Raw genomic sequence first — 13,854 nt, 5'->3', positions numbered from 1 at the left:
GAAGAGGCGATCGAGGCCGTGGCCGAGAGCGACAGCCCCCTGCCAGATTTTGGCACCAATCAGTGGCTCGTCGAAGAGATGTACGAGCGCTACAAGTCGGACCCGGCGTCAGTTGACGCGTCGTGGTCCCGCCTCTTCGAGGGAGGTGGAACGACGCCGAGCAGTCCACCGACGCCCGCACCCGCGAAGGCTCCAGCAGCGTCCGCATCGAAGCCGTCAGCCCCGGCGTCGGCCGCTCCGGCAAAGCCCGCGGCCAAGCCCGCGGCGGCCAGGCCGGCAGCGAAGCCAGACACCGCTAAGGCAGCGACGCCCGTGGCGAAGGCCGCCGCCACGAAGCCTGTCCCGACCGATGTCGAGCAGACCGTGCTGCGCGGCGCCGCCGCCCGTACGGCCGCCAACATGGACGACAGCCTGAGCGTCCCGACCGCGACCAGCGTCCGCTCGGTCCCGGTCAAGCTGTTGATCGACAACCGCATCGTCATCAACAACCATCTCGCCCGGGCGCGTGGCGGCAAGGTGTCCTTCACGCACCTGATCGGCTTCGCGCTGGTCAAGGCGCTCAAGGCGATGCCGGAGATGAACGCCGGCTTCGACGTCGTCGACGGCAAGCCGACGCTGCTGCGGCCGGCCCACGTCAACCTGGGCCTCGCGATCGACCAGAAGAAGCCCGACGGCACCCGTCAACTCCTCGTGCCGTCGATCAAGCAGGCCGACACGATGGACTTCGCCGGCTTCTGGGCCGCGTACGAGGCCGTCGTCGACAAGGCCCGCAACAACAAGCTGACCGTGGCCGACTTCCAGGGCACGACGATCAGTCTCACCAACCCGGGCACGATCGGCACCAACCACTCCGTGCCGCGTCTGATGAAGGGCCAGGGCGCCATCATCGGCGTCGGCTCGATGGACTTCCCGCCGGAGTTCCTGGGCGCGTCGGACCACACGATCGCCACCCAGGCCATCTCCAAGATGATGACGCTGACGTCGACGTATGACCACCGCATCATCCAGGGCGCGCAGTCGGGCGACTTCCTGCGTCGGGTCAGCGCGCTGCTGCTCGGCGAGGAGGGCTTCTACGACGAGATCTTCCGCGCACTCAAGATCCCGTACGAGCCGATCCGCTGGGCACGCGACATCGCCGTCAGCCACGACGACGAGGTCCACCGCCAGGCACGCGTGCTCGAGCTGATCCACGCCTTCCGCGTGCGCGGCCACCTCATGGCCGACACCAACCCGCTCGACCACTCCCCCCGCAGCCACCCGGACCTTGAGATCTCCTCGCACGGTCTGACGCTGTGGGACCTGGAGCGCGAGTTCGCGACCGGCTCGTTCGGCGGACGTGAGCGCCGCTTCATGAAGCTGCGAGAGATCCTCGGCATCCTGCGTGACTCGTACGCCCGCACCTCGGGCATCGAGTACATGCACATCCAGGACCCCGAGCAGCGCCTCTGGATCCAGGAGCGCGTCGAGCGCGAGCACTCCAAGCCGCCCCGCGAGGAGCAGCTGCGGATCCTCCACAAGCTCAACCAGGCCGAGGCCTTCGAGACGTTCCTGCAGACGAAGTTCGTCGGCCAGAAGCGCTTCAGCCTCGAGGGCTCGGAGACGACGATCCCGCTCGTCGACGAGATCTGCGAGGCCGCCGCAGCCGACTCGCTGGACGAGGTCTGCATCGGCATGGCGCACCGCGGACGCCTCAACCTCCTGGTCAACATCGCCGGCAAGAACCCCGGCTTCGTGTTCCGCGAGTTCGAGGGCAACATCGACCCGCGCACGGTCCAGGGCTCGGGCGACGTGAAGTACCACCTCGGCGTCGAGGGCGAGTTCACCGCCGCCAGCGGTGACACCATCAAGGTCTCGGTCGCGGCGAACCCCTCGCACCTCGAGGTCGTCGACCCCGTGCTCGAGGGCATCGCGCGTGCCAAGCAGGACCGCCTCAACCGCGGCGAGGAGTTCCCTGTCCTCCCGCTGCTCATCCACGGTGACGCGGCCTTCGCCGGCCAGGGCGTGGTCGCGGAGACGCTCAACCTCTCGCAGCTGCGCGGCTACCGCACCGGCGGCACGATCCACGTGATCGTCAACAACCAGGTCGGCTTCACCACCTCGCCGAGCTCGTCGCGCTCCTCGACGTACGCGACGGACGTCGCCCGGATGATCCAGGCGCCGATCTTCCACGTCAACGGCGACGACCCCGAGGCGTGCATCCGCATCGCCCAGCTCGCCTACGAGTACCGCAAGGCGTTCAAGAGCGACGTCGTCATCGACCTCATCACGTACCGCAAGCGCGGCCACAACGAGGGCGACGACCCGAGCTTCACCCAGCCGCTGATGTACGACGTCATCGAGAAGAAGAAGTCGGTCCGTGTGCTCTACACGTCGGCTCTTGTCGGTCGTGGCGACATCACGATGGAGGAGGCCGAGAGCGCGCTCAAGGACTACCAGGACCAGCTCCAGCGGGTCTTCGCCGAGGCCGGCACGGCCGCCGACGACGACTACCAGACCGCACCGGAGTACCCGGAGAAGCCCGAGCTCGCCAAGGTCGAGACGGCGGTGACCCCCGAGACCCTCAAGGCGATCGCGGAGGCATACACCAGCGTCCCGGACAGCTTCACTGTCCACCCGAAGGTGCTCCCCCAGCTGCAGCGCCGCGCCGCGTCGATCACGGCCGGCCCGATCGACTGGGGCACGGGCGAGATCATCGCGTTCGGCTCGCTGCTGCTCGACGGGCGCCCGGTGCGACTCGCCGGTCAGGACTCGCGCCGCGGCACGTTCTCGCAGCGGTTCGCGACGATCATCGACCGCCACACCGGCGCCGAGTGGACGCCGCTGGCACGGATGACGCCGGACCAGGGCACGTTCTACATCTATGACTCGCTGCTCAGCGAGTACGCCGCGCTCGGCTTCGAGTACGGTTACTCGGTGGCGCGTCCCGAGGCTCTGACGCTGTGGGAGGCGCAGTTCGGCGACTTCGTCAACGGCGCCCAGTCGGTCATCGACGAGTACATCTCGGCCGGTGAGGCGAAGTGGGGCCAGAAGTCCGGTGTCGTGCTGCTGCTGCCGCACGGCTACGAGGGCCAGGGGCCGGACCACTCCTCGGCACGCATCGAGCGGTTCCTCCAGCTCGCCGCCGAGGACGCCATGACGGTCGCACAACCGTCGACGCCCGCGTCGTACTTCCACCTGCTGCGCCGCCAGAACCTCGAGAGCGAGCACCGCCCGCTCATCGTGTTCACGCCCAAGCAGCTGCTGCGCCTGAAGGCCGCGATGTCGCGGCCGGAGGACTTCACCACCGGGACGTTCGAGCCGGTGCTCGCCGACCCGGCGGAGTCGTCGCTGGACACGAATAAGGTCGAGCGGGTGCTCCTCGCGTCCGGCCGTGTCTCGTACGACGTCCTCGCGACGCGCGACAAGGTCGAGGCAGATGCCTCTCGGACGGCTGTCATCCGCGTCGAGCAGCTCTACCCGCTGCCCCTCGAGGAGATCAAGGCGGAGCTCGCGAAGTATCCGAACGCCACCGAGGTCCGCTGGGTCCAGGACGAGCCGGCCAACCAAGGTCCGTGGCCGTTCATGGCGCTCAACCTGGCTCCTGAGCTCGCCCTGCCCCTCGTACCCGTGTCGCGTGACGCGTCGGCCGCTCCGTCGGTCGGCAACCACAAGCGGCACCTCGAGGAGAACAAGGCGCTCATGGAGCGCGCGTTCGCCTAAGGGTTGCTCGTGTACTTCACCGACAGAGGGATCGAGGAGCTGGACTCGCGTCGCGGCGACGAGGAGGTCACCTTCGCGTGGCTCTCGGAGCGGCTGCAGGAGTTCGTCGACCTCAATCCTGAGTTCGAGGTGCCGGTCGAGCGGCTCGCCACCTGGCTGGCGCGCCTCGACGACGAGGACGACTGAGCCACACGCGCGACCCGAGAAGGCCCGCCGTTCCGTACCGGAGCGGCGGGCCTTCCGCGTCAGCGGGTGTCAGCGGGTGAGGACGATCTTGCCGAACACGTCGCCTGCGGCGACCGCCGCGAAGCCCTCACGGGCCTGCGTCATCGGGATCACGTGATCGATGAGCGGGCGGGCGCCGGTCACGTCGAGGAACTCGACCAGCTGAGCCAGCTCCGTGCGCGTGCCCATCGTGGAGCCCTGGATGCGCAGCTGGAGAAAGAAGATGCGGGTCAGCTCGGCCTGCGACGGGTTGTTGCCGGAGGTGGCGCCGGCGATGACGATCGTGCCGCCCGGCTTGAGTGACTTGACCGAGTGCGACCAGGTCGCCGCACCGACGGTCTCCATCACGGCGTCGACGCGGGCGGGCAGCCGCGCACCCGACTCGAAGACCTCGTTGGCGCCGATCTCCAGCGCACGCGAGCGCTTCGCCTCGTCACGGCTCGTCGCGTACACGCGGATGCCCGCGGCCCGTGCCAGGGTGATGAGCGCCGTCGCGACGCCACCTCCGGCGCCCTGGACGAGGACCGAGTCGCCCGGCTTGAGACCCGACTGCGTGAACAGCATCCGGTACGCGGTGAGCCATGCCGTCGGCAGGCAGGCCGCCTCCTCGAACGAGAGACCCGCCGGCTTGGGGACGACGTTGCGCCTGGGGACGACGACCTTGTCCGCAAATGTGCCCTGGTAGCGCTCCGAGAGCAGCGAGCGCTTCGGGTCGTGGGTCTCGTCACCGGTCCACGACGGGTCGCTGATCACCGCGTGGACGACGACCTCGTTGCCGTCCACGTCTAGCCCGGCCGCGTCGCAGCCCAGGATCATCGGAAGCTGCTCCTCACGAAGGCCGACCCCCCTCAGGGACCAGATGTCGTGGTGGTTCAGCGAGGCAGCCTTGACGGTGACGGTCGTCCAGCCCTCAGGAACCTCAGGGTCGGGGCGCTCGCCCACAACCAAGCCGGAGAGCGGGTCGTCGTTGCTGAAGGATTCGGCGTACACGGCAAACATGACCGCACCCTATCCACGGGTCGTCGGTCTACCGACGCGCGACACCGTCGCCCTACCGACGCGCGACACCGTCGCGACGCGCTGCCGCCATCACCGCCCCCGCCACCGCCGGCGCGACCCGCTCGTCGAACGGCGACGGGATGACGTACGACTCGCTGAGCCGGTCGCCCACCAGGTCCGACAGGGCCCGTGCGGCGGCGACCTTCATGCCCTCGGTCACCCGCGACGCCCGCACGTCGAGCGCGCCGCGGAAAAGGCCGGGGAACGCCAGCACATTGTTGATCTGGTTGGGGTAGTCGGACCGCCCGGTCGCCACCACCCTGGCGTGGCGGCGCGCGATGTCGGGGTGCACCTCGGGCGTCGGGTTGGCCAGCGCGAACACGATCGCGTCGTCGGCCATCCGCTCGACCGCCGACTCCCCCACCGTGCCGCCGGACACGCCGATGAACACGTCGGCGCCGACGAGCGCGTCGGAGAGCTGGCCCGTACGACCCCACTCGCTGGTCTCGTACGCGAGCTCGGCCTTGATCGGCGTGAGGTCCGCACGGGACGGGTGGATCACGCCACCACGGTCCACGACGGCAAGCTTGCGGATGCCGCTCGCCTGCAGGATGCGGGCGATGGCGACCCCGGCCGCACCTGCGCCGGAGATGACGACCTTGGTGTCCTCGACCGACCGGCCCGTCAGCGCCAGCGCGTTGAGCAGCGCGGCCAGCGTGACGATCGCCGTCCCGTGCTGGTCGTCGTGGAACACCGGGATGTCGACGCGCGCCTGCAGCGCGCGCTCGATCTCGAAGCAGCGCGGCGCGGCGATGTCCTCGAGGTTGATGCCCCCAAAGCTCGGCGCGAGGTGCGCGACGGTGTCGACGAAAGTGTCGGGGTCACGGACGTCCAGCGCCAGCGGGATCGCGTCGACGCCACCGAACTGCTTGAACAGGACCGCCTTGCCCTCCATCACCGGCAGCGACGCCGTCGGACCGATGTCGCCGAGCCCGAGGACGGCCGAGCCGTCGGTGATCACGGCGACCGTGTTAGGGACCCAGGTGTAGTCGTCGGCGACCGACGGGTCGGCGGCGATCGCCTCGCAGACGCGGGCGACACCAGGCGTGTACGACAGGGAGAGGTCGTCGGCGTCGCGCAGCGGTGCGGTGCTGGCGATCTGCATCTTGCCGCCGCGGTGTACGTCGAATACCGGGTCCCCCGCGAACTGCGACGAGAACGGGACACGGTCGACTGACTCGGCAACCACGAGAACCTCACTGTTGAGCGAAAGGGTGAACGGGACGAACGGTCGCGTGGAGCGACGTCGTCTGCGTACCGATCGAGAACGGGACCGGTGACCGGAGCCCCACACACGGCCGGTCTGGCCGCGGGAGCGCACAAGAGGGGGTGACCCGCAGGCTATTCAACCACACGGGCTACTGCTGCGAGGCCCGCGCCTGCGCGTCGAGCTCGGAGAACAGCCGGTGCGTCGACCGCGAGAACATGCACCACATCACCGCGCCGGCCGCGATCGCGAAGACGAGCGCCACGGGCGGGTTGGCCTCGCGAAGGTTCCACGCGAGGCCGAGTTGGATGAGCTGGGTGAACGCCAGTGCGCCGCGCCCCCACCCTGCTAGGTGCCACAGCGCGCGTGCCGCGACCAGCTGGAGGCCGGCGTACCCGAAGAAGAACAGCGACGTCCCGATCGCGAGCACCACCCGGTCGGCGTGCAGGTCCAGGAGATCGAGGACGCCGAAGGCGATCAGGGCGAGGGCCTCGACGGCGACGATGACCACCGCTACCTTGATCCTGAGTGTCGGCGCAGGTGCGGTGTGACCCACGAAACAGGCTCCTTCCGGCGTATTGCCCTTGTGTTAACCAGCGTTTCTTGCGACGATCATAGTCTGCTGTGTGGCGCTGATTCATGGGCGAGAGATCGCTGTGATTCCAGGCGACGGGCGGCAGATCGGAACGTTCGAGTCCCACCTCAACGGTACGGGATCCGTATGCCTCCGCCCATGCTCGTGAAGAGATTCACAACTGCCGAAGGTCGCACCCCCCTCAGCGACCAGATGAAAGGATGTTTCGCCATGGACTGGCGTCACCACGCTGCCTGCCTCGACGAGGACCCGGAACTGTTCTTCCCGATCGGGAGCACGGGACCGGCGATCTCTCAGGTCGAGGAAGCGAAGATGGTGTGCCGCCGCTGCGACGTCCGTGACCAGTGTCTCACGTGGGCTCTGGAGTCCGGACAGGACCACGGTGTCTGGGGCGGAATGAGCGAGGACGAGCGCCGCGCACTCAAGCGCCGCACCGCCCGCGCCCGCATCCGCACCGCCTGAGCGGTCTCGCAACGACGCACACCCAGGTCCCGTCTCCGCATCGCGGGGGCGGGACCTTCGTACGTCCTGCCCGTCCCTCAAGGCGTCACCGACGCTCCAGCGGGACCTCGATGCGCACCCGCGTGCCGCCGCCCCCGGTTGCCGGGTGACGGGGCCCGAAGGCCAGCGTCCCCCCGAGCTCGGACTCGACGAGCGTCGCGACGATCGAGACCCCCAGGCTCGTCGTCGCGCGCGGGTCGAACCCGCTCGGCAGCCCCACACCGTCGTCAAGCACCGCTAGCTCCAGGCGGTCGTCACGACGCCGGACCTCCAGCACGACGTGCCCGCTCTCCTCCTCGCCAAACGCGTGCTCGGCGGCGTTCTGGATGAGCTCGGTCAGCACCATCGCGAGCGGCGTCGCGACCTCGGCGGGCAGCTCGCCGAACGAGCCGATCCGCTCGGTGCTCACGCTGCGCGCCGGCGACGCCACCTCGGCAACCATCGTGCGGAGCCGGTCCGCGACCTCGTCGAACTGCACCATCTCATCGAAGGCCTGGCTGAGCGTCTCGTGGACCACGGCGATCGAGCCGATCCGGCGTACGGCCTCTTCTAGCGCCTCGCGGCCGGCGCCGGTGTCCATCCGGCGGGCCTGCAGGCGCAGGAGGGCCTGCACGGTCTGGAGGTTGTTCTTGACCCGGTGGTGGATCTCCCGGATCGTCGCCTCCTTGCTCATCAGCTCGCGCTCGCGTCGGCGCAGCTCGGTGACGTCGCGCAGGAGCACGAGCGCGCCTGACGGCTTGCCCGACGAACGCAGCGGGATCGCCCGCATGCTGAGCGAGGCGTCGCCGTTCTCCAGCTCCGCCTGCGACCCCGTACGACCGGTGAGCGCCGGCTGCATCGCCTGGTCGGTCGGGCGGTGGGGCGCGGCGATGAGCGCGCGCGTGACCTCAGGGAGATCGGTGCCCTCGAGGTCGCCGGTCACGCCGAGCCGCCGGAACGCCGAGACGCCGTTCGGGCTGGCGTACGTGACCCTGCCGTCGGCGTCGGTTCGGACCAGACCGTCACCGACGCGCGGCGAGTGCGACAGGTCGGACTGCTCGCCGGGAAGCGGGAAATCGCCCTCGCTGATCATCTCGGTGAGGTCGTCGGCCATCGCCAGGTACGACAGCTCGAGGCGGCTCGGCGTACGGACGCCCAGGAGGTTGGTGCTGCGTGCGATCACCGCGATCACCGCGCCGTCACGGCGTACGGGGATCGTCTCGAGGCGTACGGGGATGTCGTCGCGCCACTCCGGGTCGCCCTCGCGCACCACACGACCCTCGCGGAACGCCGCGTCGATCGTCGGGCGGCGGTTGCGCGGGACGAAGTCGCCGACGATGTCGTCGAGGTGTGCCGTCACGCCCGTCGTCGGGCGCATCTGCGCGCCGGCCCAGAAGCCCTTGCCCTCGGCGTCGGGCAGCCAGAGCACGAGATCGGCGAACGAGAGGTCGGCCAGGATCTGCCAGTCGGCGACGAGCTGGTGGAGCCACTCCATGTCCTCGCGCGACAGGCTCGTCTGGTGACTGGCGACGTCGTCGAGGGAGGGCACGCGGCCAGCGTATCCAGCCCGGATCGCCCTCCAGCACGCCCCGGCGGAAAAGGGTGTGGGGTGGGTCTCCCTGCGGACGTGGTACGTGCGACCATAGGCCCGTGTCCGAGTCGTACTGGCAGTCCGTGATCGGCGCCGGGATGCAGGTGCCGAGCGATCGGTCGCTCAACGACCTGACGCTCGAGCTCATCGACATGCTCGCGAGCCCCGATCCGGAGCAGCGCGACGGCATCGCCTTCCCGCTGCTCGCCACGTGGATTCACTCCGGCGAGTACGACACCCTGCTGCGCGGATTCGGCAACGGGGTCGTCACCGGTCTGAGCAACGGCCTCGGCAACTCCGGAGACCTCACCGTGCTCCGACGCTCGTACACCGCGCTCGTGCTCACCGAGATCGTCACGCGCGACAACGAGATGCAGCTGCTTCCCGCCGGGACCGTGATGGGCTGGGGCGACCAGGCGACGTCCTGGCTGATCCGCGAGAAGGACCTCCGCGGCTGGATCCCGGACGTGGGCTGGGCGCACGCGGTCGCCAACGGGGCCGATCTCCTCGGCGCGCTGGCCCGCTCCCCCCACTTCGACAAGCTCGAGCTGATGGTGCTGCTCGACGTCATCGCCGACCGGCTCCTCGCCCCGACCGACCACGTGCTCTACCACGGTGAGGACGACCGGCTCGCGTACGCCGCGATGGCGGTGCTGCACCGCGACGCGGTCGCGCCCAACGTCGTCGAGCCCTGGATCGCCCGCCTGGGAGCGGGGACGCGGCGCCCTCGGACCCGGGGCAAGTCCTCTGGCCAGTGGCCGTCCCCCACCGCTTACAACACCTCGCGCTTCCTGCGTGCGCTCCACCTCCAGCTGGCACTCGGCGTGAAGGGACGCTCGGGGGTGGCAGGCGACGACACGCTCTTCGCGGGGCCCTCGCCGCACCGCGCCGACCTCCTCCTCGCGGCGATCGAGCAGATCCGCGCGGAGAGCCCCTGGCTGTTCACCACCCCGAACGTCCGGCGTCCCGTCCCGTCGTCGCGCTGACCCGTTCCGACTGGGCGGGTGTCCAGGTTCCTCTGTACGGGTCACCTACCGCTGGGTAACCTGGGTCACATGACCGCAGAGACCCCCACTGCCACCGATGCCGCTCCCGAGGGCCGCGAGGGACACGGCGGTGACCACGCCGTCGATGCCGCGAAGGCCCACGGCGTCGAGACCATGTTCACGCTCTCGGGTGCGCACGTCTTCCCGCTGTACGACGCCGCCGTCAAGGCCGAGACGCCGATGCGCATCGTCGACGTCCGCCACGAGCCTTCGGCGGTCTTCGCCGCAGAGGCCACCGGCAAGCTCAGCCGTACGCCGGGCCTGGCCGTCCTCACCGCGGGCCCGGGCATCACCAACGGCGTGAGCCCGATCGCGCAGGCGCACTTCGCAGGCTCGCCGCTCGTGACGATCGGTGGCCGCGCGGCCACTCACACGTGGGGCATGGGGAGTCTCCAGGAGCTCGACCACCCGCCGATCATCTCCACGGTCTCCAAGTGGGCCGGCACGGCACCGACGGTCGACGAGGTCGGGCCGATGGTTGACCACGCGTTCGCGCTGGCCGGCTCCTCGCACCGTGGGCCGACGTTCCTCGACGTGCCGATGGACCAGCTCTTCAGCCGGACGACGGCCACCGGCGCCGCCTACGGCGTGCTGCCCGACGCGCTCGAGCCCGACGGTGACCAGGTCGCCCAGGTCGCCCGGCTCCTCGCAGAGGCCCAGCGTCCCGTGCTCGTCCTCGGCACCGACGTGTGGGCCGATCGCGCCGAGCAGGCGGCGCTGCGCTTCGTCGACGAGTCGGGGATCCCCGCGATCGCCAACGGCATGGGCCGCGGTGTGATCCCCGGCGGCCACCCGCTGCTCGTCACCAAGGCCCGCTCGCAGGCGCTCGGCAAGGCCGACCTCGTCGTGGTCGTCGGCACCCCGCTCGACTTCCGACTCGGCTACGGCGTCTTCGGCGGCAAGGACGGTGCCCCGCACGCGAAGGTCGTGCACGTCGCCGACAGCCCGAGCCAGGTCTCGTCCCGTGCCGACCTCGCGGCGTCGCTGGCCGGTGACCTCACGACGTGCTTCGACCAGGTCCTGCACGCGCTGCTCTCGACGTCCGGCTCCCGCCCGTCGTGGACCGACTGGACCCAGCAGCTGCGCGAAGCGGTCGCGGCGGCTGCCACCCGTGACGCCGCACTGCTCGGAGCCGAGGCCGACCCGATCCACCCCGCACGGATCTACGGCGAGCTCATCCCCCGCCTCGCCGACGACGCCGTCGTGATCGGTGACGGCGGCGACTTCGTCTCGTTCGCCGGCAAGTTCCTCGAGCCGGCACGCCCCGGCTGCTGGCTCGACCCCGGCCCGTACGGGTGCCTGGGTGCGGGTCTCGGCGCGGCGATGGCGGCGCGGATCGCACGGCCCGACAGCCAGGTCGTCGTGCTGTTCGGCGACGGGGCAGCGGGCATGTCGCTCATCGACGTCGACACGCTCGTCCGCCACAACCTGCCGGTCGTCATGGTCGTCGGCAACAACTCCGCCTGGGGCCTCGAGAAGGCACCGATGCAATTCCTGTACGGCTACGACGTGGCCGCCGACCTCGCCCCCCACACGCGGTACGACCAGGTCGTCACCGCCCTCGGGGGCGGCGGCGAGACCGTGACCGACCCGAAAGACATCGGCCCCGCTCTCGACCGCGCGTTCGCCTCGGGCATCCCCTACCTCGTCAACGTGATGACGGACGTCAACGCGCAGTACCCGCGCAGCACCACCGGCGTCTGAGGTCGCGTACGGGGCAGTTGCCCACGCATGCGACCATGGAACGAGCACATTTTCGAGGAGGACCCATGGGCAAGACTGGCCGCAAGCGCCGGGCGCGTCGCAAGAAGGGCGCGAACCACGGCAAGCGTCCCAACGCTTGAGCAGCACCCAAAGAGCCTCGTACCAGACCGGTACGAGGCTCTTTTTGTCTGCGCGCTTCGCCGATCAGCCGTCGCCACTTTCCGTGGGGCCCCACCGAAAGTCGCTGCCCCACTGAAAGCTTCCGGTGGGGCAGCACGTCTCCGTGGGGCCCCACGGAGAGTGAAGGCGGTCAGACGGAGCGCGTGAAGGCGACCAGCTCGGTGCCGGGCACGGGAGACCAGTCGAGGTCCGGGTGACGGACGAAGCCGTGCCGCTCGTACACCTGGTGCGCGGGCACCATCTCGGGCAGCGAGCTGATCACGATCTCCCGAAGGCCGTCGACGGCCGCGCGCTCGAGGCACCAGCGCACCATCGCGGACGCGACGCCGCGCCCCGCGGCGTCCGGCCGGACGCCGAGCATCCGGAACTCCCCCTGGTCGTCGCGCGTCGCGAGCTCACGCATCGACGAGCCGGGGCCGCACCACGTGAAGGTGCCTACGACCTCGCCGTCGAGCTCGGCGACGAGGACGTCCGAGTCCTCCGCGCGATGCGCGACGTCAGCGAGCTTCGCCGCGTAGTCCACGTCGTACGAGCCGTCGGCGCGGACGAGGTAGCCCTCGGCACTGTAGGCGGCCACGACGATCTCACCCGCCAGCGCGTGCTCGGCGGGTGCGGCCGGACGGACCAGGACCGTCGTCATGCGCCGACGCGGGCGAGGAACCGGTCGACGTCGACGACGACCCGGCGCACCTCGCCCTCGGCGAGCATCCGGCCGTCCGCGTCGGTCACGACGACCTCAAACGTCACCATGCGTCCGTCGACGGCCTTCACGGTCGCCACGACCGCGACGACGGAGCCCACCGGGCTCGCGGCGAGGTGGTCGAGGCGTACGCGCGTGCCGACGGAGGTGGCGCCGGCCTCGAGGACGGGCGCGAGGGCCTCGCACGTCGCCTCCTCGCACCAGGCGAGCACCCGCGGCGTCCCGAGCACCTCGAGCGAGCCGCTGCCGACGGCGCGCGCGGTGTCAGCCTCGGTGACGTGCTTGGTGAGCGACGCGGTCAGGCCCTTCTCGAGCCCGCTCACGCGTCCGTCTCGCCGCGGGCGTCGGTGCCGACGACGTCGGTACGGGTGTAGGTGACCGTGGTCCGGATCGAGGTCAGGACCTTCGCGCGGAGGACCTCCGGAGCCTTCTCGCGGCACGAGCGCGACACGAGCTCCTTGACGATGCGCTCCACGTCGAACTGCGTGAGGCACGGCGCGCAGTCGGCGATGTGGGCGTGGACCGCGTCCCAGTCGCCCTCGGCCATCTCGTGGTCGAGGAAGAGGTAGAGGTTCTCGAGGGCACTCTGGCAGTCCGGCCCGAGGTTGATCTCGTCACTCATGCCTTGTCACCTGCCGAAACCATGCCGCGTTCGCGGGCGTAGTCGGTGAGCAGCTCGCGCAGCTGCTTGCGTCCACGGTGGAGCCGCGACATCACGGTGCCGATGGGGGTCTCCATGATCTCGGCGATCTCCTTGTACGGGAAGCCTTCGACGTCGGCCAGGTAGACCGCGTACCGGAAGTCCTCGGGCAGCTGCTGCAGCGCCCGCTTGACGTCACTGTCAGGGAGGTGCTCCAGCGCCTCCATCTCGGCGGACTTGAGGCCGCTCGAGGTGTGCGCAGCGGAGCGGGCGAGCTGCCAGTCCTCGATCTCGTCCGTCATCTGCTGCTGCGGCTGGCGCTGCTTCTTGCGGTACGAGTTGATGTAGGTGTTGGTGAGGATCCGGTAGAGCCAGGCCTTGAGGTTGGTGCCGGGCCGGAACTGGTGGAACGACTGGTACGCCTTGGCGAACGTCTCCTGGACGAGGTCCTCGGCATCGTGCGGGCTGCGCGTCATGCGCAGCGCAGCGGAGTAGAGCTGGTCGAGGAACGGCAGCGCGTCACGCTCGAAGCGCGCGGTGCGCTCCTCCGGGGTCTCGCTCGCCTCGACCCGCTCGGTCGACTCCTCGGAGTCGGCCGCGACAGGGGCTTCGGTGGGTTCGGTCATCACCGCCCAGCCTACCTCCGGAGCCACGGTCCGGTCCGGCTCGACGGGGCCGGTGTCAGCGGGGCGAGTCAGGGTCGCGAGCACGCATCCTCCTCCGGTTGC

At 69.9% G+C, this 13,854-nt stretch carries 14 protein-coding genes; 6 read left to right on the top strand and 8 right to left on the bottom strand.

What is annotated here, in order from left to right:
* The first annotated feature begins 78 nt into the window (after window positions 1-78).
* Together H4N58_RS05815 and H4N58_RS05810 are read left to right on the top strand one after the other, a co-directional pair.
* Window positions 79-3,699: a multifunctional oxoglutarate decarboxylase/oxoglutarate dehydrogenase thiamine pyrophosphate-binding subunit/dihydrolipoyllysine-residue succinyltransferase subunit gene (locus H4N58_RS05815; RefSeq protein WP_243843145.1), complete on the top strand. Its 3,621-nt coding sequence runs from the start codon at window positions 79-81 to the stop codon at window positions 3,697-3,699.
* A gap of 9 nt (window positions 3,700-3,708) precedes the next feature.
* Entirely contained in the window at window positions 3,709-3,885 is a 177-nt protein-coding gene (locus tag H4N58_RS05810; protein ID WP_163695435.1) for a DUF6104 family protein, read from the top strand.
* A 69-nt stretch (window positions 3,886-3,954) separates the two neighbouring features.
* Here H4N58_RS05810 and H4N58_RS05805 read toward each other — a convergent pair whose 3' ends face one another.
* From H4N58_RS05805 to H4N58_RS05795, 3 genes are all read right to left on the bottom strand, one after another.
* Window positions 3,955-4,923 carry a zinc-binding dehydrogenase gene (locus H4N58_RS05805; RefSeq protein ID WP_167007472.1) on the bottom strand — a complete coding sequence of 323 codons (969 nt, stop codon included), beginning with the start codon at window positions 4,921-4,923 and terminating at the stop codon, window positions 3,955-3,957.
* Between the two features lie 52 nt (window positions 4,924-4,975).
* Entirely contained in the window at window positions 4,976-6,172 is a 1,197-nt protein-coding gene (locus H4N58_RS05800; RefSeq protein ID WP_370465458.1) for an NADP-dependent malic enzyme, read from the bottom strand.
* Window positions 6,173-6,341: 169 nt separating this feature from the next.
* On the bottom strand, window positions 6,342-6,746 hold the full coding sequence (locus H4N58_RS05795; protein ID WP_167007469.1) for a hypothetical protein: 405 nt from the start codon (window positions 6,744-6,746) through the stop codon (window positions 6,342-6,344).
* Between the two features lie 249 nt (window positions 6,747-6,995).
* Here H4N58_RS05795 and H4N58_RS05790 point away from each other — a divergent pair, with 249 nt between their 5' ends.
* Window positions 6,996-7,247 (top strand): WhiB family transcriptional regulator, encoded by a 252-nt coding sequence (locus tag H4N58_RS05790; RefSeq protein WP_167007466.1) that lies wholly within the window; start codon window positions 6,996-6,998, stop codon window positions 7,245-7,247.
* Window positions 7,248-7,332: 85 nt separating this feature from the next.
* On the opposite strand, the gene H4N58_RS05785 is transcribed toward H4N58_RS05790, so the two are convergent.
* Window positions 7,333-8,814: a sensor histidine kinase gene (locus H4N58_RS05785; protein WP_167007463.1), complete on the bottom strand. Its 1,482-nt coding sequence runs from the start codon at window positions 8,812-8,814 to the stop codon at window positions 7,333-7,335.
* A 101-nt stretch (window positions 8,815-8,915) separates the two neighbouring features.
* Between H4N58_RS05785 and H4N58_RS05780 the strand changes: the two genes are divergently transcribed.
* The 3 genes from H4N58_RS05780 (at window position 8,916) to H4N58_RS20915 (ending at window position 11,746) form a co-directional block, all read left to right on the top strand.
* Complete coding sequence (locus H4N58_RS05780) at window positions 8,916-9,842, top strand: DUF2785 domain-containing protein (RefSeq protein ID WP_243843087.1); 927 nt, start codon at window positions 8,916-8,918, stop codon at window positions 9,840-9,842.
* Window positions 9,843-9,911: 69 nt separating this feature from the next.
* The gene (locus H4N58_RS05775) at window positions 9,912-11,606 is read left to right on the top strand and encodes an acetolactate synthase (RefSeq protein ID WP_167007460.1); all 1,695 of its coding nucleotides are present in this window, start codon (window positions 9,912-9,914) and stop codon (window positions 11,604-11,606) included.
* A 65-nt stretch (window positions 11,607-11,671) separates the two neighbouring features.
* Complete coding sequence (locus H4N58_RS20915) at window positions 11,672-11,746, top strand: 50S ribosomal protein bL37 (RefSeq protein ID WP_369797015.1); 75 nt, start codon at window positions 11,672-11,674, stop codon at window positions 11,744-11,746.
* A gap of 170 nt (window positions 11,747-11,916) precedes the next feature.
* On the opposite strand, the gene H4N58_RS05770 is transcribed toward H4N58_RS20915, so the two are convergent.
* Genes H4N58_RS05770 through H4N58_RS05755 form a run of 4 tightly spaced genes read right to left on the bottom strand, consistent with a single transcriptional unit; the run spans window position 11,917 to window position 13,752 of the window.
* Window positions 11,917-12,426, bottom strand: a complete 510-nt coding sequence (locus H4N58_RS05770) for a GNAT family N-acetyltransferase (RefSeq protein ID WP_167252017.1) — start codon at window positions 12,424-12,426, stop codon at window positions 11,917-11,919.
* Complete coding sequence (locus tag H4N58_RS05765) at window positions 12,423-12,809, bottom strand: thioesterase family protein (RefSeq protein WP_167007453.1); 387 nt, start codon at window positions 12,807-12,809, stop codon at window positions 12,423-12,425. Before H4N58_RS05765 ends, H4N58_RS05770 begins: the two co-directional genes overlap by 4 nt.
* A complete protein-coding gene (gene rsrA, locus H4N58_RS05760) occupies window positions 12,806-13,108 on the bottom strand; it encodes a mycothiol system anti-sigma-R factor (RefSeq protein ID WP_167252018.1) in 303 nt (100 codons plus the stop codon). Before rsrA ends, H4N58_RS05765 begins: the two co-directional genes overlap by 4 nt.
* The gene (locus H4N58_RS05755) at window positions 13,105-13,752 is read right to left on the bottom strand and encodes a sigma-70 family RNA polymerase sigma factor (protein WP_167252019.1); all 648 of its coding nucleotides are present in this window, start codon (window positions 13,750-13,752) and stop codon (window positions 13,105-13,107) included. Before H4N58_RS05755 ends, rsrA begins: the two co-directional genes overlap by 4 nt.
* Window positions 13,753-13,854 lie beyond the last annotated feature (102 nt).

It is taken from the genome of Mumia sp. ZJ1417, from assembly GCF_014127285.1.
Lineage (GTDB): Bacteria > Actinomycetota > Actinomycetes > Propionibacteriales > Nocardioidaceae > Mumia.
This window is presented reverse-complemented; position numbering and strand designations above follow the sequence as displayed.